Raw genomic sequence first — 17,188 nt, forward strand, 5'->3', positions numbered from 1 at the left:
TTCTCCTCCCCTGTTCGGAGATCGGCGAGGTGACACCGCAGCTGCTCGTTGCTGGCCGCTGCTGCTCGCTAGCGCTTAGGAGAACCATGGATCGTGTGGCAGTCGACCCGAACCTGTGGACTCGACTCATCACCTGCGCCTCAGGGCTACCCCGGACCGTGCAGGCCTCTCTCGACAAGCTCGCCTTGTTGATGTCGGACTCAGGCTCTGTGCGCCACGCGTTGAGTCGGCTCATGCTCGTCACCGCCCGCTCACGCTCGACAGTCAGTGATCATCTGGGGTCGGCACAGGCGGATGGTTGGCTCACCTGTGTACAGCGCGGTGGCTACCGATCCCAGGGAGCCCAGCCGAGTACGTATCAAGCCACGGTGCCTGTGCAGGTGTGGGAGCGTCGTGCCGAGTTCCTGACGATGTTGGCGGAGCAGGAACCGGACCAGAGCGAGTTGCCGACCTTCCCGCTGGGCGCTGTTATCGCAGATCAAGGCGGTGTCGGAGTCTCGTCCAGGTTTTCTGCTGCGAAGATCAATCCATCACTCATCATCGAGAAAACAGTCGACGACTCCGCGACGCGCCGTTCCGTGAGCAGTGCTCAGGCGCAGGGGGAGACCGATCCGGTGATCGCGGCTGTCATCGAGGAGCTGGCCGCGCATACCGGCCGCGTGGTTTCTCCCGCATGGGCTGCTCGGTGCGTCAGCCAGATCATGCGCCATCGATCCGTACGGCACCCCATCGCTTACGTGGTCAAGTCCCTGCAGAACGCCGCGCAGGACGGCACGTTGAACGAGCGCTTCATGCCCGCTGAGCCTGAGCAACCCACGGACACATCCGACGAGGGCCACAAGCCCTCACCCGCCCCCGAAGTGCAGCCCAGCGCTGAAGCGGCGGATCTGCTCGGCGACGCCCCGTGGGACGCCGTGAGCCTGGATACCTTCCAAAACCAAACCGCGCCCGGTGTGACTGGAGGTTCTGCCCCTTCACAAACACCTGCTTTTCCCATGTACTCCATGGCAGAGGTGAATGAGGCTGTCTCCCCCGAGGAGCCGCCACAGGAGATCTATCGTCCTGGCGGCCGTGTCCTGGCCGGTTTGGGTCCTACGGGTGCATTGGAGCTGGTCAAGCTCCGAGAGCAGTTCGCCCAACGCCGCAGGGACCGGAGCGCAGCGGGTGGAGCCGTTCCGGATCCTGGTGTCCTGGCCGCCTGAGCCCGGGGGCGGAGGCCAAAGGCCTCGTCCTGCTCGCGTGGGCGCCGGTGCGGGCTGTTCGGGGCTCGGCCACTTATCGGTGAGGACTACCAGGCCGACCTGCTACGCCACCGGATCCGTTCCTTCTACGACCAAGCTCCGTTGGGTGAGGAGAGGGCTGATCCGGCCGCTGCGGTCAACACGAGGACATGGAATGAGGGTGTCGGCTGCTCTTCTTCACCGATTCAACGCTCACAGCGTCTGAGTGCACGCCAAGATGTGCTCCATGAGCACGTCATCCACACCCCCGGTCAAGCCCCCATCACCCGCGTCACACCCCGCGCCCCTCCCCATATGGATGTGGGCAGCCACTGGAATCTTGGGATTGGTGGCCGTGTGGTGGAGCGTGGCCCAAGCCGACCATCCTCAAGGGCTGGCCGGGGCACTGATCCCTCCCGGCTTCGCTGTTCTGGTCTTCTTGACGGTGTGGCTGGTCGATCGCAGGCCTCTGCGCCTCTTTGCTGCCCGGCGTTGGCAGTTGGTGGTGTGGGGAACTCTCGTGTTCAGCCTGGTTCAGGTGGCGGCTCCCGCGTGGGAACGGACCGGATCAGTAACCGCGGTACTGCTGACGTGCTCGGTGACACTGGCCATGTTGCCGGCCCTGTTCCTGGTCTCCTATACCCTGCGCACCTTGTCCGTACGTGGATGAGGTCGACCCCTAGGCTTTCAGCGTCCAACGCAGCGGTCTGGTCGCCGCAGAGATGGTGCTCGGCTTAGAGTCCTACGCAGTGGGTTGGGCGATCAGGAGTTGGGGGAGCATGCCGAAGAGCGGGGTACCGGGGTGGAGGCCTTCTGTACTCAGGGAGGCACGAGCCAGTAAGGAGTGGAGCCTGACCGAGGTCAGCAGGCGCACTGGGATCGACCGCGCTCTCCTCGGCCGCTATGAGAAGGAGGGCGGGAGTTCGCCCTCTCCCCAGGCTCTGAGGTTGCTGGCCGAGACTTTCGGTGTTTCGCCTGCGAAGTTCGTTGACGACGCGGTGGGGCTGGTGAAGTACCGCGCCGTGCTGGGGCTTTCCCAGAGTGAGCTCGTCGAGCAGCTCAAGGACCCGGACCTGACCGTGCAGACGTACGGCAACCTGGAGAACGGGCGCACGCGCAAGCTCCGCGCGGCCCAGACCCGCTCCTTGGCCGCGTTCTTCGGGGTCTCCGAAGATGAAGTGCGCGCCGCTCATGAGCGCACTGTAAAGCGCCGCCAGCAGGCCAAGGCGGACCGGTCCGCAGGGGCAGAGCGGACACCGTAGGGCTGGTGGCGTCGGTGTGGCCACCGGTCGGTTTGGAAGGCGCGTCAGCCCAGTACGGACTGCTGCCAGGGATCCGCAGCGCTCTCCTCGTCGGTGAGATCCACGCAGCGGCAGAAGTGCATCTCGGCCTTGGCCTCGGCTCTTCCGGTGGCACCGTGGCGGTTCTTGGCCACATGCATCGACAGTCTCAGTCCGCTTCCGCCGCGGAAGAGCACCGCGTCGCGCAGGTCGGTCAGGATGTTTCGTGCTGGGTGTGATGGAGGCTCTCAAACCTGGGAAGGATGAGATGCATGCCAGCACCGAGGAAATACCCCGATGAGCTGCGACAACGCGCCACTCGTATGGCCGTGGACGCCCGCCGGGGCCCGGCCAGCCGCAGCGGGGCTATCGCCCGTGTAGCCGACCAGCTGGGCATCAACCGCGAAACGCTGCGCAACTGGGTCACCCAGGCTGAGGTCGACGCCGGCCACCGGCCCGGTACCACCACCGACCAGGCCCAGCGCCTGGCCGAACTCGAACGCGAGAACCGTGAGCTGAAGCGGGCCAACGCGATCCTCAAATCCGCGTCGGCTTTCTTCGCGGCGGAGCTCGACCGCCCACACACCAGGTAGTGGCCTACATCGACCTGTACCGGCAGGATTTCGGGGTCGAGCCGATCTGCGACACCCTGCAGATCGCCCCGTCTACCTACTACGCGGCCAAGAGCCGGGCCCCGTCGCTGCGCTCGCGCACCGATGAGGCCACCACCGCCAAGATCCGGCAGGTGCACGCCGACAACTACGGCGTCTACGGGGTGCGCAAGGTCCACGCCGAGCTGAACCGGCAGGGCCACCGGGTGGCCCGTTGCACGGTCCAGCGGCTGATGAAGCAGGCGGGGCTGCGCGGGATCTCCCGCACCAAGGGGCCCCGCACTACCGTGGGGTCCACAGCCCTGGACACCCGGCCCGACCTGGTGGAACGGGCCTTCACCGCCGATGCACCCAACCAGCTGTGGGTTGCCGACATCACCTATATCCGCACGTTCGCGGGTTGGGTCTACGCTGCGTTCGTCATCGACGTGCACTCGCGCCGCGTGGTGGGCTGGCAGGTGGCACGGTCGCTGCGCACCAGCCTGGCGCTGGACGCGTTGGAGATGGCGGTGTGGAACCGGGCGCACGTCGGGCGGCGCGTCGATGGGCTGGTCCACCACTCCGACCGCGGCACGCAGTATTTCGCGGTGCGCTACACCCAACGTCTGGCCGAGGCGGGGGCGGTGGCCTCGGTCGGCTCCACCGGCGATTCCTATGACAACGCTCTGGCCGAGGCGTTCAACTCGCTGTTCAAGTCCGAACTGATCCGTAACCGCGGGCCCTGGAAGGGGTTGGACGAGGTCGAGATCGCGGTGGCCGAGTACGTGGACTGGTTCAACCACCGCCGCCTGCACGGCGAGATCGGGCTGGTGCCGCCAGCGGAGTTCGAAGACAACTTCTACCGGCAGGAATCGGTGTCAGCACACGACGAAGCGTTGGTTCCGAGCCTCTAAAGAACAGTGAGGATGAGGGAGAGCTGCTCGGTGTGGGTCTGACTTCCTAAAAAACTGACGCATCTGACGGTGCTGTCCTGGCCGGGACCCGTCGGCTCCACCGAGTAGCTCCCCATGTGGTCTGGAAAGCCGGACCCGGACGGGATGTGACTTCATAGGACCCTGTTCAACGTGCCCCATCACTGTTGCGTCCACCCGGCTCGGTTCGGTCATCCAGCACAAGAAGCGAAGGAGACCGCTCCACGATGGCCACCACCGTGCTCACCACCGCCACGCAACCCGTGATCGTCGCCGGTATCGATGCGCACAAGGACACCCACCATGTGGTCGTGCTCGATGACAAGGGGCTACGCATCGCCGACCAGGAATTCGCGGCCACCACCCCCGGATACCGTGACCTCCTCGATTGGCTCACCCGCTTCGGTCTCCTGGACCGGGTCGGTATCGAGTCAACCGGCTCCTACGCCGCGGGGCTGACCAGGTACCTGCTCGACGCCGGTATCGACGTGATCGAGGTGAACACACCCCACCCCCACACCCGAGCCCGCAAGGGCAAGGACGACGCGATCGACGCCGAAGCCGCCGCGCGCAAAGTGCTGGCCGGAGAAGCCACCGCCAAACCCAAGACCACGACCGGTGTCGTGGAGTCGATCAGATTGCTCTCCCTGGCGCGAAACTCCGCAGTCAAAGCCCGCTCCGCTGCCCTAACCCAGCTGCAGAACACGCTGATCACGGCGCCCGCCCGGGTGCGTGAGCACATCACCGCGCGCGGCGGGCGAGGCAAGGCGTCCCAGTGCGCCAGGCTCCGACCCGACACCACGCGGCTGGATGACCCGGTTCAGGCCTCGAGGATGGCCCTGCGCAGCCTGGCCAGGCGCGTGCACGATCTGGACGAGGAGATCACCGCTGTCCAGACCCAACTGGATCGGCTCGTGGCCCGGACCGCTCCGACGCTCGTCTCCCGGGTGGGGATCGGCACCGGTCACGCGGCCCAGTTGCTGGTCACCGCCGGCCAGAACGTCGACCGGCTCGGCTCGGAAGCCGGACTCGCTCGCTTGTGCGGTGTCGCGCCAGTCCCTGTCAGTTCCGGCAAGTCTCACAGGATGAGACTGCATCGCGGTGGAGACCGGCAGGCCAACCGTGCCCTGCACATGATCGCCGTCTGCAGGCTCCGCTATGACCAGCGAACCATCGACTACATGCGCCGCCGTAGTGCCGAGGGCCTGTCAAAGAAGGACGTGCTGCGCTGCCTCAAACGCTTCATCGCTCGAGAGGTCTTCCACGATCTCAAGACCGACCTCGGCCTCGCTTGACATCTATAGGACCGTCCCGGCACGAAACAACCGCGCGGGGTCCCTTCAAGGTAGACGCCCTACGTGAGGGCGTTGAGACTCTCCCCAAGGAGCGCGACCAGGTTCCGCACGAACCTTCAACATAGGCGTCCCACTCGGAGACGTTGAGACGCGGTAGCGACGCTGCGGTAGCAGCCTCCCTGGCAACTTCAATGTAGACGTCCCAGCCGGAGACGTTGAGGCGAGGGCATGGGCGTGACCAACGATGGCATCACCCTCCTTCAACGTAGAGGTCCCGTTTGAGGACGTTGAGACCAGGTGTCGACGTACAAGGCCCGAGCCACTCGTGTCCTTCAACGTAGACGCCCCCGCTCGGAGGCGTTGCGACATCACTCCGCAGATCCCTCAGGGCACGTGGTTGAACACCCTGCAACGTAGACGCCCTGTCCGAGGGCGCTGGGGCGTCACCGGGTAGAGAGCTGTCTTTTGCTGGAAGATCCTTCAACGTAGACACCCTGCCCGAGAGCGTTGAGACACGGGCCTCGCCCGGCTCAGCACCGTGATGGGCGTCCTTCAACGTAGACGTCCCACCCAAGAACGTTGAAACTCGTGGCCCTCGGCCGCCAGCTCGACGTTCTCGATCCTTCAACGTAGACGTCCCACAAAGGAACGTTGAAACCGGTCCGAAGCCCCTGAGGCGGAGTCCAGCACGGGCCTTCAACGTAGACGCCCCATTCAAGACCGTTGATACCGGACCCAGGCTGGGTCCTGCCACACCCAGGTGGATCTTCGACTTAGAGCTCATCTCATTTGGATTCTCGATAGCTTGGCCCGGTGTCGATGGTTGAGCGTTTGGTGCCGGACGGACTGTGGGAGCTGTTCCAGCAGGTGGTGCCCGAGGCGCCCACCCGGCCTCAAGGTGGTGGGTGGCGCAGACACGGAGACCGTGAGGTGTTGGCCGCGATCATCTTCGTGGCGACCACCGGCTGTACCTGGGCCCAGCTCCCGCCGGTCTTCGGCCCCTCCGGGCCCACCGCACACCGGCGTTGCACCGAGTGGAGTCGGGCCCGTGTGTGGGCGAAACTGCACCGCCTGGTCCTGGACGAACTCGGCTCCCGCGGTGAGCTGGACTGGTCGCGGTGCGCGGTCGACTCGGTGAACATGCGTGCTCTCAAAGGGGGGACCTGACAGGTCCCAATCCTGTCGATCGGGGCAAGAAGGGCGCCAAGATCCACTTGATCACGGGGGTCGAAGAGGATTACTACAGGATTTGGCGGTAGACCTCCGATCGCTCACCGGTCGATGGTGAGCACGTCCAGGGCGCGGGTCTTGTCCGCCTCACCCGGCAGGGTGTAGCAGCGGGTGGTGTTCAGGTCGGCATGGCCCATCAGCTCCGCGACCAGGACCACGTCGACCGGTGCGGTGGCGAGTTCGCCGCGGCCGCGCACGAGGTCGGTGCCGAAGGTGTGGCGCAGCACGTGCGGGCCGAACGCTTCCCCGTCGTCGGCCGGCCCGGTCCCCGCCGCGGCGCCCAGGGCGGTGACCACTCCGTTGGCGGCCCGGGTGGACAGGGCGGCGTCGTCGCGGTTGCGGATGAGCGGCCCCGCGGTGGGGTGGCCGAGGTCGTCCAGGAGTTCCTCGAGGGTGGTGCGGGCCTGGGCGTGCAGGGGCACGGTGCGATCCTTGCCGCCCAACCGTCCTTTCCCGCGCACTCGCACGCTCCCCTTACTCACTGAGAGCCGAACGTCGGCCACGTCCAGGCGACGATCTCCGCCACGCGCAGGCCGGCGTAGTAGGCCAGGTGGCAGATGACCCAGTCCCGGGGGCCTGCGTCGCGGGCCACGGTGCGCAGGAACCGCAACAGCGTGCGCTGATCCAACGCCCGGGGGGCTGGGGCGGGCCAGGTGTTCGCGCACCACCTGGGGGCGACCGGAGCCGCGCAGGGCGAAGAAGGCGTCCACGGCGGCGAGCCGGTTGTTGATGGTGGCCGCTCCCAGGTGGGCGCCCGAGCGGGTGCGGGTGTTCTTCAGGTGCCGGCGCCAGTCGCGCACTGCCCAGTCCCTCGCAGCCGGGTTGGTGAGGGGGCGCCGTCCAGAACGCCGGCCTGTCGGGCCTGGGCCAGCCAGTCCAGGAAGTGCGCCGTGCTGCGCCGGTACTTGTCGCGGGTGGCTGCCCCCAGGTCCGTGGGCGAGGTCAGCTGTTCGGTGAAGGAGGCGAGCTCGCCCGCCAGATCGTCGGGAAGGTCGTAGGTACGCCGCGGCCCCCGGTCCGTGTGTTTCCAGAAGTCGTTTCGGAGGGCTGCTGCGGACCGGGGGGCGTGTTTCCACAAGCACGAAGCCGTCTGACGCTTCTCGAACACGCCTTGTGCGTCGCGATTTGCCCCTGACACCAGTGTCAGGTTCTAACGTGGCCAGGTGCTCCGTGCGCCAACGTGCGCGCGGACGCCGGACGGCCACCACGAGGAAGAGGAGCAGGCGATGTCGACTCTGGGGATCATTGGAAGCGGGAACATCGGAACCGCGATCGCGCGGCTGGCGGTCGCGGCCAACATCGACGTCGTGATCGCCAACTCACGGGGCCCGCGGAGCCTGACCGGTCTGGTCGAGGAGCTGGGGCCGCGCGCCACCGCCGCCCCTGTGGAGGAGGCCGCCCGTGCCGGTGAGGCGACTGTACTCAGCATTCCGCTGACCGCCTACAGCTCCCTGCCCGAGGGGCTGCTGCGCGGGCGCACAGTACTGGACACCGGCAACTACTACCCCTTCCGCGACGGTCGCATCGCCGAACTCGACTCCGAGGAGATGACCACGACCGAACTCACCCAACAGCTCCTGCCCGGCGCCGTGCTGGTCAAGGCCTTCAACAACATCATGGCCCACCACATCCCCCAGCTCGCCCGCCCCACCGGAGCCGGTGACCGCAGTGCCCTGCCCATCGCCGGTGAGGACCCCGGCGCCAAGGCCCGGGCGGCCGCGCTGATCGACCGGCTCGGATTCGACACCGTCGACGCCGGCACCCCGGCCGAAAGCTGGCGCTTCGAACCCGAGTCCGGCGCCTACACCCGGATTTACCTCGCCGACCCCGACGTGCCGCCCGAGCAGATGATGCAGGCTCCGGCCGCTCCGGTCTCGGCCGAGGAGCTGCGCGCCGCCCTGGAGGGGAGCCGACGGGTGAAGGTGGCCGAGCGCACCTTCTGACCAGGAATGACGGAAGGCCTCCGCCGTAGAACCGGCGGAGGCCTTCATGTGTTGCCCAGGCTGCGCTGGCAGGGACGCCGGTGGCGGCCGTGCGGGAAAGCTCGTCTTTCGGCGCCGTCTTCACCGCCCGCAGGGGCTCACCATCGACCGATGAAGGGCTGTGGGGTTCACATGTACAGGGCCCGGCTCAGGCGGACACCGTATTCCGCGTCGGGGTTGGTCCCTGTGTCCCCGACCCTTTCCTGGATCGCGGCGACCGCCAGGTCCCGCCGTTTCGGCAGGCGTGCCGCATCGGCCGCCTCCAGCGCGGCCGGCATCTCGCGGCGGGTGAGGTCGGTGCAGTAGCAGGGCGCACCCGGCTGCTGCCGCCAGGACTGCGCGAGCGTTCCGGCATCGAATGCGTCGAACCCGGTGTCCTCGACGAGCGCCATCCCCACACCGCGCTCCCTGTCGCTGTCGGCCGCGACCGGGATGGCGATGCGCTCCGGGCTTCCCGCGGGCTTGTCCTTCCTGGCCAAGGAGCCGGAACCGATCGCGTTCCATGCCTTGACCACGGGTCGGCCCAGTTGTTCGGCCACCCACAGGCTTTCGACCTGGCCTGCCTCGATGGCCGTGATCCTGTCGTCGCGCATCGGATAGTAGTTCGACGTGTCGATGACGACCGTCTCAGCAGGCACCCCGGCGATCAGCGGCGCGATCTGCGCAATACGGTTCATGGGGATCGACAGGATGACGACGTCCACATCCACCATGGCTTCGGCCGCTGGGACCGCGCGCCCTCCCGAGGCCAGCACGTCGGCCTCGATGGTGTGCGGGCCGCGCGAGTTGGCCACCTTCACGTCGTGTCCGGCAGCACTCAACCGCTGGGCCAGGGTCTTGCCGATGTGTCCGACTCCTATAATGCCGATCTTCACGGTGGATCTCCTTCGTAGTGGTGTGTGTGGTGAAGCGGAACCGAGCGGTCCCCACGCTGTTCTTACGCCAACGCCGGGACGGTGGACGTCGGCGACACACCTGCCTGCAACAGGAGCAGGCGCCTGCGCGGGGCCGGTCGGGCCAGAGCCCGTGGGTTCGTGAGGGCCTCGCGTCGGCCCCTAGTGCGCCCTGTCCAGGACTTCGGAGGGCTCGTACGGCACGATGCTCTCGGTCTGCGGTACCCGACCCATGTCCGAGACGAGGTGCACCTGCCAGGGCTGGGTGTTGCGGTTGGACGGCGCCTTCTGTGCTTCCTCCAGCACCGCACGGATGTCGGTCGCGGGCACCGGGTCCGGGAGGAAAGACCCCGTACCGAGCGCCGAGAGCGCACGATGTCGGAGAAGGCACGGGGACTGTGGGGCATAACGGTTCTTTCTGGGCAGGGCCGGCTCACGCGCACACCGCACGACCACGTCCTGGTGGTGTGTGGTGGCCGCGCCGCTACACTAGGACCTGACATCGGTGTCAGGGGCAAATCGGGGCGGAGGCCGCTCATGCGGATCGGAGAACTGGCCGAGCAGACCGGGGCCAGCGTGCGTTCCCTGCGCTACTACGAGAAGCAGGGCATGCTCTCCAGCGAACGCAGCGCCAGCGGGCAGCGCCACTACGGCCAGGACGCCGTGAGCCGCGTGGTGTTGATCCGGCAGTTCTTCGCGGTCGGGATGAACAGCACGACCATCGCCGCGCTCTTGCCCCACATCAGGAACAACGGGGAGCGCTGCCCGCCTCAGGTCCTGCGCCAGCTCGTCTGCGAACTCGAGCGTATCGACGCCCAAGCGGAGGACCTGGCCCGCGCACGCCAGACCCTGAACAGCATGGTCAGGGCCACCCAGGAAGCCATGCGCGGCGAGTGAACACCGCCTGAGCCACGGCTGTCCGTCGACCATCGCGCCTTGGTACCGCCCCGCTCCCCCGACAGATCACCCGTGCGGGTCGCGCAGGGGCCGTAGGTCTTCCACCGTCGGGTCGGTGGGGAAGGTGTAGGACCCGAGGACGTTGATGTGATCGAACCCGAGTGGGGACAGCCTCGCGCACATCTCCTCCGTGGCGTCGAACCCCTCGGAATGCAGCTGGGTGACGGCGGCGTCGATGTACAGCGAGTTCCACCACACCACGGCGTTGAGCACCAGCCCCAGGGCGCCGAGCTGGTCCTCCAGCCCCTGTCGGTAGCGCTGCTTGAGTTCGCCGCGGTTGCCGAAGCAGATCTTGCGGGCCAGCTGGTGGCGGGATTCGGAGACGTTGAGCTGGGCGCCGATCATGCGCCGGTAGGGCTCGTCGTGCAGGAATTGGAGCAGGTGCAGGGTCTTGAAGATGCACCCGTGGTGAGCGATCCGGCGCGACCCGAAGCATGTCGGCCCAGTGGGCGCGGACCGTGTCCAGCCGGACGGTGTGGCGCGACATCTGATCCAGGGGCCTGTAGGAGGCACGGGTGTTGGTGCGCCACAGGCGGGTGTCGCCCAGGTCGGCGATGCGCGGGGAGAACTGGTAGCCGCAGATCGCGAACAGCCCGAAGACGATGTCGGAGTAGGAGGCGGTGTCGGTGATGACCATCTCCGGCTTGGGCCCGCCGTCGCGGGCGTGCAGGGCGTCCAGGATGAACAGCGAGTCGCGGATGGTGCCGGGCCCCACCAGCCTGTCCAGGCCCATCACCTGGTCGTTGACCACGTTCAACCAGGTCGAACCGCGTTCGCGCAACCCGAAGTACTTGGGATTGACCCACGCGTGCAGGTTCCGCGAAGGGATGACGAACCGCATGCCGTCGGCCGAGGCGATCAGCCAGCCGCCCCAGGAGGCGGTGATGTCGATGGTGGTCTGGGCTTCGATGAGGTGGGCGTTGGCCGCGGTCAACGTCTCAGCCCGGAGGTAGGCGTGGTCGACCTGTTGCAGGCGGCCCAGGGTCAGGGCAGGCACGCCGGGTTTGGCCACCGGAGTAGTGGGTGAACGCGGTGGTGAAGCCGGTGCGGGCGGCGACCTCCATGAGCAGGTCGGGCAGGTCCAGGCGAGGCATCATCGCGTCCACCAGGGCACGGAACTCGCCCATCAGTGGCGAGTCGGCGGCGGCCTGGAGGGGCTGCCCGCGCAGGCGCCCGTCGCTGAACTGGATCGCGGTGTTGGAGCCGAGCCCGTCCAGGACCCGGGTGTAGCCGGCCTCCAGCGCGGAGGCGAGTTCGGCCAGGTGCCCGGCGGGCTCGGCCTCCAGTTCCAGGGCGGTGAGCACCCGCTCCCGGGTGGCCGACCAGGCCACTCCAGAGAGTAGGCGGGCGCGGGGGTCACCCCACCGATCAGCGCCGCGGGCGAACACATCGCGGCGCTTCAGGGCGCGGTGCAGGTGTTCGATCACGCACATGATGAAGGCGGCCTTGTCGATGCGCCCCGGCTCCAGGTCGGGGTTGGCGAAGATAGGCCGCTTCCACGACCCTGCCGTGAGTTCGGCGTGGGCGGCGATGTCGGCCGCCTTGTAGTGCTTGCGGCTGCGCGCCATCACCGCGGCGGTGCGCAGCGCCTCCAGCACCGGTTGCCCCGCTTCGACGGCGTCGAAGTCGATGACCTCCACCAGCAGTTCGATGAAGCCCTGCACGGTGCGGAAGCGCTTGACCAGCCGGGCCCTCCACTCGGCGGCCTCGTCGGCGTCCTCGGGCACCTGCTCAGCGACGGTCTTGACCGCCTCCATGAGCGTCTCGCGCGGCACCACCTCCTCGATGGCGTTCCACACCTCCGCCAGCGAGACCACCCGGGTGGTGGTGGCCTGCGGGGTGTTGATGAGCACGTCCATCGCCGCGGCCATCTTCTTGGCCGCGCTCTTGAGGCTGGGCAGGGCCCGCAGCTTGTCCTCGTTACCCTCGCGCTCGGCCCTCTTGAGCAGCTTGGAGGTGATCAGCACCTCCAGCACGTCCAGGGCGTCATCGACCGAGGCGGTCTCCAGGTGGCGGACGGTGGCCAGCAGGGTCGCGGCCTGCCGATCGGGGGTCAGATCGGCCAGGGAGGGGGCTTTGGCGCGCAGCCCGTACCGGGCCAGCGCCTCCAGCTTGGCCTGGGGCACGTCGTCCACCTCCACCTTCCCGGCGCCGATCCCGGCGATGAGGCTGGTACGGTCCAGGGCCTCGACCATGCCGGGGCTGGAGAGCCGGTCGGGTTCGGTGTGCAGCCGTTCCAGCTCGGAGAAGCGGGAGTCGTCGTGCACGCGCAGCAGGTCGAGAAGGTCGGCGTGCACGGTGGTGGGGATGCGCCTGGTGAGGTGGGTGTGCAGGCGGGCGTTCTCCTTTCGCCGGGCCTGGCGCACCAGCCGGGAGAGCACGCTCAGGCTGGGCAGCAGGATCTGGTGTTCGATCAGGTAGAGCACGGCCCGGTCGAACAGGGCGCGGGGGCCTTCCTCGCTGGCCCAGACCCGGGCCGCGAGGTAGGCGCGCAGGTCCTCCTCCTCGGCGGCGAACTCGCGGTAGCCGAAGGTGTCGCGGATCTGCCAGGCGTGCTCGTAGGCGGTCTGGGCCCGGGTGCGGCAGTCGGGAAGGATTCCGGGGTCGACGTCGAGCTGGTCGGCGGCGAAGGCCACCGCGCGTTCGGGCACCCGGGTGGGGTGGTCGGCTTGGAAGATGCCGAGCATGCGCACGGTGCCCCACTGCACCGCCCAGCCGAGCTGGGTGGCGGGGGTGCGTTTGCTCGTGGCCAGGGCGAGGGCGTTGGGGGTCAGGCAGAAGCACTGTTCCAGGTCGGTGACCGACAGCTCGTCGGGGAAGCGGCTGTAGCGGGCGATCTGGTCTTGGGAGAGGTACTCATGCGGCATGGCCACGAACGTAGGGGCCGCGGATTGGGCAAATCGGCCCCGTCACCGAACCGTCGCCCAGGTCACGGCTCTACCGCTAAATCCTGTAGTAATCCTCCTCGACCCCCATCACCGATCGGGCCGGGCTTCCGATTTCCATGGCGATCTCGGGTGCGAACCTGCACGACAGTCAAGCCCTGCAGCCGCTGGTGCGTGCGATACCGCCCATCAGGTCCAGGCGAGGCCGCAGGCGGCGCAAACCCGGCAAGCTCCACGGCGACAAGGGCTACGACTACAACCACCTGCGCCGATGGCTGCGCGAACGCGGGATCGTCCATCGCCTGGCCCGCAAGGGCGCGGATGGCGTTCCTCAGATGGTTCGAAAGGTGCTTGAGTCGCTCACCTTCGTGAAACTGTCCTGCTCAGTTCCCCCAGTTTGGGGCATGTCAAAGAAGCGGGGCAGCTTCTGCTGCTCTGGACGGCGAAGCCAACTCACATGCTCCGTGTTCAACCTGTGACGCGTGGATCGAGGCCGTACTGGGGTGACGCGCCAAGGTGGTCGCGCAAAGTCGTTCCTTCGTAGTCCAGGTGGAACAGTCCGCGTTCCTGCAGGATCGGCACCACGCTGTCGACGAAGGTGTCGATACCGTCCTCGTAGACGTCGTGAGAAACCCAAAAGCCGTCAACGGCTCCTGATTCGAACCACTCCTGCATGTGGTCTGCTGTGACTTCCGGTGGTCCTACAGGGGTGGGGTGGTAGTCGATCACCCCGTGGGCGAGGATCTCTCGGATCGTCCAGCCTTCTCGCGCGACCTCGAGGGCACGCGGAGCACGAGGATCAAACGGGGTGGGCTGCGCGAGGGAGAGCTGCTCGGCGGTGAGTGGCCTGTCGATCTGGTCGAGGCGGAGCTCGAGGCCGAGCATCTGGCCGAGGTATGGCACCCGCTGGATGAACTGGTGCTCACCGAGCCGGAGCCGGCGGTCGATCGCTTCGCGCACAGTGGGTGCGATCGCGGGCATGATTCCGGCAAAGAACGCGATCTCGTCCGGGTTTCGGCCAACAGCACGGGCGGCTTCGCGCGCAGCGTCCCGCTGCGTTCGCGCGTCCTCGATGGAGAACGTGGAGCCGATGACTCCGCTCGCGTAGCGGCCGGCGATGGCCAATCCGTTGGCTCCTCCTCCCGCGGAGAACAGCACGGGCTGGCCCTGCTCGGATGGAGGAATGGGCAGTGGCCCCCGGGAAGCGTAGAACTCGCCTCTGAGGTTGACCGGCCGGATCTTCTCCGGATCGAGGAACTGGCCGCCCTCGACGTCGTAGATCAGCGCATCGTGCTCCCAGCTGCCCCAGAGCGCCTGGACGATCTGGATCGACTCATGGGCCTTCTGGTAGCGCTCGGGACGGTCGGCGACCTGCTGGCCGAAGTTCGCCGCCGCTGCGGGACTGGAGGTGGTCGCGGGGTTCCATCCCGCACGACCATGGCTGATCAGGTCAAGAGTTTTGAACTGCCGGGCGATGTTGTAGGGCTCCATGAAGGTGGTGGAGGCGGTGGCGACCATGCCGATCCGCTTGGTCGCGCGCGCGATGGCGGTGAGGGTCAGGAACGGATCGAAGGAGAACACGGGCGTCTCGCCCGGCTGGAAGCTGTCGATGCCGGGGGTGTCGGGCAGGAAGAGGAAGTGGAACTTCCCGCGCTCTGCTGCCTGCGCGTACCGGACATAGGCGTCGAAGTCGGTGTAGTTCTCCCGGGTGACGTGGGGGGCACGCCAGGCTGTCGCCTGCGCACCGTAGGTGGTACCCAGCTGCATGCCCAGCAGCATCTTGCGGTCTGACATGAGGTCTCCGATCAAAGGGTCAGGCGGAAAGCCGGTGGGTGCGGCTGCCGAAGAAGACGAGGGGAAGCTGCTCGTCATCCCGATCGAGATCGAGCACGTGCAGGAGCGTGAGGACGTGATCGCCGGCCTCGATTTCGCGGGCGAGCTCGACCGTGAGCGTGGCGAGGCTGCCGACCACGTGCGCGGCGTCGCCATCGGCGCTCATCTCGATGCCGTCGAAGCGTTCAGCGGACGGTCGCCGCATTCTCGTGAGCACGTCGCTGCTGTCCTCTCCGAGGATGCTGATGCCCCAGCGGGGGGCTCGACGCAGCAGGGGCCACGACGTCGAAGTCTTCGCGAAAGAGATGGCGACCAGCGGTGGATCGAGCGAGACGGAGACCAGGGAGTTCGCAGACAGCCCCACGGTCCTTCCCCCGAGATGCGCGGCGATGACAGCGATACCGGTCGGGAAGCCGGCTAGGACGTGCCGCATCGCCAGTGAGGTGTCCGTGGGGTTTCGGCTGGTGAGAGTCATGCCGACATTGTCAGGCCTTGACATCGGTGAGAAGGTCAATGGGCTTGAGCAAGAGATCTGCGCCACTGCGAATTGCTAGGCTTGACATTGACATATGTGTGAAGCTCGGACACTGGCTCTAGGAGTCCTCGCCTCTCCCTTGACGAGGGAGTCTTGAGCAAGCTCTCTGGCGTGGTCGCCGCCCGCCAGGGGCTCAGTGCAGCGATCCGGCAGCACGGCGGAGCAGGGCGGGGCCGACAGTCATCTAGGAGAATCACATGTCTCGCATGGGCATCATCGGTAGCGGCTCGATCGGATCCGGACTCGCGCGTCTCGCTGTCGCGGCAGGGGAGGAGGTCATGGTCGCGAACTCTCGCGGCCCCGAGACCCTTGTGGGACTCGTAGCGGAGCTCGGTGCAGCTGCTCAGGCGGGGACAGTGGAGGAGGCCGCCGGCTTTGGTGATCTCACTGTCCTTGCTGTCCCGCTGTCCGCTTACGGGACTCTCCCTCTGGAGCTGCTTTCTGGGCGCGCTGTGCTCTCCACCGGGAACTACTACCCCAGTCGCGATGGTCGGATCGCCGAGCTCGACTCCCTCGATCTCACTACCGCCGAGTACGAGACGAAGCTGCTCCCCGGTGCGGTGATCGTGAAGGCGTTCAACAACATCGTCGCCCACCACATCCCGTCGCTCACCCGCCCAGCAGATGCGGCGGACCGGTCGGGGATGGCGGTCTTCGGTGACTCCGAGGATGCGAAGGTTCTCATCTCGAGTGTCGTCGCCGGAATGGGGTTCGATCCGGTCGACGCAGGCACGCTCGCGGAGTCCTGGAGGACCGAACCGGAGTCGGGGGCGTACACGCTGGTCTATGCTGCGGATCCCGAGTCATTCTTCTCCAACTTCTCCGCTGACATGGGAGCCCCCGTGCCCGCGTCCCGGCTCCGCGAGTTGGTGGACGCCTCCACCCGCGCCGCCGTAGCTGATCGGGAGTTCTGAGGTCCGCAGCAGCTGCGCGGGCGGTCGGTGGCAACCTACCGTCACCCTTGCAGCACAAGCACGAACACCACGATGAAGGGGCATGTATGAGGATCGGAGAGCTAACCAGGAGGACCGGGGTCCCGGCGCGCATGCTGAGGTACTACGAGGAGCAGGGCCTCATCACGCCCCGGCGGCTCGATAACGGGTATCGCGAGTACGACGAGTACCTCGTCCAGCGTGTGCTCAAGATCCGCGGGTTGCTCGACTCGGGGATTCCAACGCGGATCATCGGCGACATGCTGCCGTGCCTCAACGACACCGATGCCACGTTGGTCGCCGACCCCGACCCGGAACTGCGAGAACTGCTGGTCGAACAGCGCGACAAGATGACCGAGCGCATCTCGTTCCTCGAACAGAATCGGGCCGCCCTGACGCGTTACATCGAGGCGATGGACCGCGCCGACTCGGTCTCCACTGCCTCCTGAGGGCCACGCTCGTCGAGCACGTCCAAGTCATGCAGCACCACGCTCTGATCCAGCGGTGCGCGGCCGATGTCGAGACTGCGCAGGGGTGACTCTGGGTAAGCTGTCCCGAACGCGATACCGAACAGCAGCTTCTGGTCCTTCGGTACCCCGAGGTGCTGCGAACCGTGTCCGCATA

General features: G+C 67.0%; 18 protein-coding genes, 4 pseudogenes and 1 other annotated feature. Of the genes and pseudogenes, 11 read left to right on the forward strand and 11 right to left on the reverse strand.

Annotation, left to right across the window (positions count from 1 at the left end; translation table 11 throughout):
• The first annotated feature begins 95 nt into the window (after positions 1-95).
• The 3 genes from A6A08_RS03160 to A6A08_RS03170 all read left to right on the forward strand — a co-directional run bounded on the left by A6A08_RS03160 (position 96) and on the right by A6A08_RS03170 (position 2,482).
• Positions 96-1,202: a hypothetical protein gene (locus tag A6A08_RS03160; RefSeq protein WP_242422073.1), complete on the forward strand. Its 1,107-nt coding sequence runs from the start codon at positions 96-98 to the stop codon at positions 1,200-1,202.
• 385 nt (positions 1,203-1,587) lie between these two features.
• On the forward strand, positions 1,588-1,890 hold the full coding sequence (locus A6A08_RS03165) for a hypothetical protein (RefSeq protein WP_242422074.1): 303 nt from the start codon (positions 1,588-1,590) through the stop codon (positions 1,888-1,890).
• A gap of 109 nt (positions 1,891-1,999) precedes the next feature.
• On the forward strand, positions 2,000-2,482 hold the full coding sequence (locus A6A08_RS03170) for a helix-turn-helix transcriptional regulator (protein WP_073701079.1): 483 nt from the start codon (positions 2,000-2,002) through the stop codon (positions 2,480-2,482).
• A 44-nt stretch (positions 2,483-2,526) separates the two neighbouring features.
• On the opposite strand, the gene A6A08_RS29050 is transcribed toward A6A08_RS03170, so the two are convergent.
• The gene (locus A6A08_RS29050; protein ID WP_274533989.1) at positions 2,527-2,655 is read right to left on the reverse strand and encodes a hypothetical protein; all 129 of its coding nucleotides are present in this window, start codon (positions 2,653-2,655) and stop codon (positions 2,527-2,529) included.
• 117 nt (positions 2,656-2,772) lie between these two features.
• Here A6A08_RS29050 and A6A08_RS03185 point away from each other — a divergent pair.
• From A6A08_RS03185 to A6A08_RS03195, 3 genes and pseudogenes are all read left to right on the forward strand, one after another.
• A protein-coding gene (locus A6A08_RS03185) for an IS3 family transposase (RefSeq protein ID WP_242422075.1) occupies positions 2,773-4,004 on the forward strand; the annotation gives its coding sequence in 2 pieces (ribosomal slippage) (positions 2,773-3,052 and positions 3,052-4,004; 1,233 coding nt in all).
• Positions 3,051-3,164 (forward strand) — a sequence feature (AL1L pseudoknot). Its footprint overlaps the gene before it by 114 nt.
• Positions 4,005-4,249: 245 nt before the next feature.
• A complete protein-coding gene (locus tag A6A08_RS03190) occupies positions 4,250-5,317 on the forward strand; it encodes an IS110 family transposase (RefSeq protein ID WP_073700953.1) in 1,068 nt (355 codons plus the stop codon).
• Positions 5,318-6,130: 813 nt separating this feature from the next.
• Positions 6,131-6,540: pseudogene (locus A6A08_RS03195) on the forward strand (transposase); the annotation flags it as partial.
• Positions 6,541-6,588: 48 nt separating this feature from the next.
• Here the strand turns inward: A6A08_RS03195 and A6A08_RS28520 are convergent.
• The 3 genes from A6A08_RS28520 to A6A08_RS28530 all read right to left on the reverse strand — a co-directional run bounded on the left by A6A08_RS28520 (position 6,589) and on the right by A6A08_RS28530 (position 7,625).
• Complete coding sequence (locus tag A6A08_RS28520; RefSeq protein WP_338013112.1) at positions 6,589-7,050, reverse strand: site-specific integrase; 462 nt, start codon at positions 7,048-7,050, stop codon at positions 6,589-6,591.
• Entirely contained in the window at positions 7,026-7,175 is a 150-nt protein-coding gene (locus A6A08_RS28525; RefSeq protein WP_242422077.1) for a hypothetical protein, read from the reverse strand. The genes A6A08_RS28520 and A6A08_RS28525 overlap by 25 nt, the downstream gene beginning before the upstream one ends.
• A gap of 147 nt (positions 7,176-7,322) precedes the next feature.
• Complete coding sequence (locus tag A6A08_RS28530; protein ID WP_242422078.1) at positions 7,323-7,625, reverse strand: hypothetical protein; 303 nt, start codon at positions 7,623-7,625, stop codon at positions 7,323-7,325.
• A gap of 85 nt (positions 7,626-7,710) precedes the next feature.
• Between A6A08_RS28530 and A6A08_RS03215 the strand changes: the two genes are divergently transcribed.
• The gene (locus A6A08_RS03215; RefSeq protein ID WP_274533990.1) at positions 7,711-8,490 is read left to right on the forward strand and encodes an NADPH-dependent F420 reductase; all 780 of its coding nucleotides are present in this window, start codon (positions 7,711-7,713) and stop codon (positions 8,488-8,490) included.
• A gap of 167 nt (positions 8,491-8,657) precedes the next feature.
• Here A6A08_RS03215 and A6A08_RS03220 read toward each other — a convergent pair.
• Positions 8,658-9,425, reverse strand: a pseudogene (locus A6A08_RS03220) (NADPH-dependent F420 reductase); the annotation flags it as partial.
• A gap of 159 nt (positions 9,426-9,584) precedes the next feature.
• Positions 9,585-9,752 (reverse strand): nitroreductase family protein, encoded by a 168-nt coding sequence (locus A6A08_RS28105; RefSeq protein ID WP_199866820.1) that lies wholly within the window; start codon positions 9,750-9,752, stop codon positions 9,585-9,587.
• 207 nt (positions 9,753-9,959) lie between these two features.
• Here A6A08_RS28105 and A6A08_RS03230 point away from each other — a divergent pair, with 207 nt between their 5' ends.
• Complete coding sequence (locus A6A08_RS03230; RefSeq protein WP_073700959.1) at positions 9,960-10,319, forward strand: MerR family transcriptional regulator; 360 nt, start codon at positions 9,960-9,962, stop codon at positions 10,317-10,319.
• Positions 10,320-10,385: 66 nt separating this feature from the next.
• On the opposite strand, the gene A6A08_RS29055 is transcribed toward A6A08_RS03230, so the two are convergent.
• The 3 genes and pseudogenes from A6A08_RS29055 to A6A08_RS03235 form a co-directional block, all read right to left on the reverse strand.
• Positions 10,386-10,892: a Tn3 family transposase gene (locus A6A08_RS29055; RefSeq protein WP_083608752.1), complete on the reverse strand. Its 507-nt coding sequence runs from the start codon at positions 10,890-10,892 to the stop codon at positions 10,386-10,388.
• A pseudogene (locus tag A6A08_RS29300) lies at positions 10,861-11,391 on the reverse strand (Tn3 family transposase); the annotation flags it as partial. The pseudogene A6A08_RS29300 and the gene A6A08_RS29055, both read right to left, overlap by 32 nt.
• On the reverse strand, positions 11,318-13,246 hold the full coding sequence (locus tag A6A08_RS03235) for a DUF4158 domain-containing protein (RefSeq protein ID WP_143181646.1): 1,929 nt from the start codon (positions 13,244-13,246) through the stop codon (positions 11,318-11,320). The pseudogene A6A08_RS29300 and the gene A6A08_RS03235, both read right to left, overlap by 74 nt.
• A gap of 107 nt (positions 13,247-13,353) precedes the next feature.
• Here A6A08_RS03235 and A6A08_RS27335 point away from each other — a divergent pair.
• Positions 13,354-13,608: pseudogene (locus A6A08_RS27335) on the forward strand (transposase); the annotation flags it as partial.
• A gap of 124 nt (positions 13,609-13,732) precedes the next feature.
• On the opposite strand, the gene A6A08_RS03245 reads toward A6A08_RS27335, so the two are convergent.
• Both A6A08_RS03245 and A6A08_RS03250 read right to left on the reverse strand, forming a co-directional pair.
• On the reverse strand, positions 13,733-15,058 hold the full coding sequence (locus A6A08_RS03245) for an NtaA/DmoA family FMN-dependent monooxygenase (RefSeq protein ID WP_073700960.1): 1,326 nt from the start codon (positions 15,056-15,058) through the stop codon (positions 13,733-13,735).
• Positions 15,059-15,077: 19 nt separating this feature from the next.
• Positions 15,078-15,572: a flavin reductase family protein gene (locus A6A08_RS03250; RefSeq protein WP_158069250.1), complete on the reverse strand. Its 495-nt coding sequence runs from the start codon at positions 15,570-15,572 to the stop codon at positions 15,078-15,080.
• 266 nt (positions 15,573-15,838) lie between these two features.
• Between A6A08_RS03250 and A6A08_RS03255 the strand changes: the two genes are divergently transcribed.
• Together A6A08_RS03255 and A6A08_RS03260 are read left to right on the forward strand one after the other, a co-directional pair.
• On the forward strand, positions 15,839-16,546 hold the full coding sequence (locus A6A08_RS03255) for an NADPH-dependent F420 reductase (RefSeq protein ID WP_242422079.1): 708 nt from the start codon (positions 15,839-15,841) through the stop codon (positions 16,544-16,546).
• Positions 16,547-16,632: 86 nt separating this feature from the next.
• Positions 16,633-17,013 (forward strand): MerR family transcriptional regulator, encoded by a 381-nt coding sequence (locus tag A6A08_RS03260; protein WP_073700963.1) that lies wholly within the window; start codon positions 16,633-16,635, stop codon positions 17,011-17,013.
• The last annotated feature ends 175 nt before the right edge of the window (positions 17,014-17,188 follow it).

Origin of the sequence: Nocardiopsis sp. TSRI0078 (genome assembly GCF_001905145.1) — a bacterium.
Taxonomy (GTDB): Bacteria; Actinomycetota; Actinomycetes; order Streptosporangiales; family Streptosporangiaceae; genus Nocardiopsis.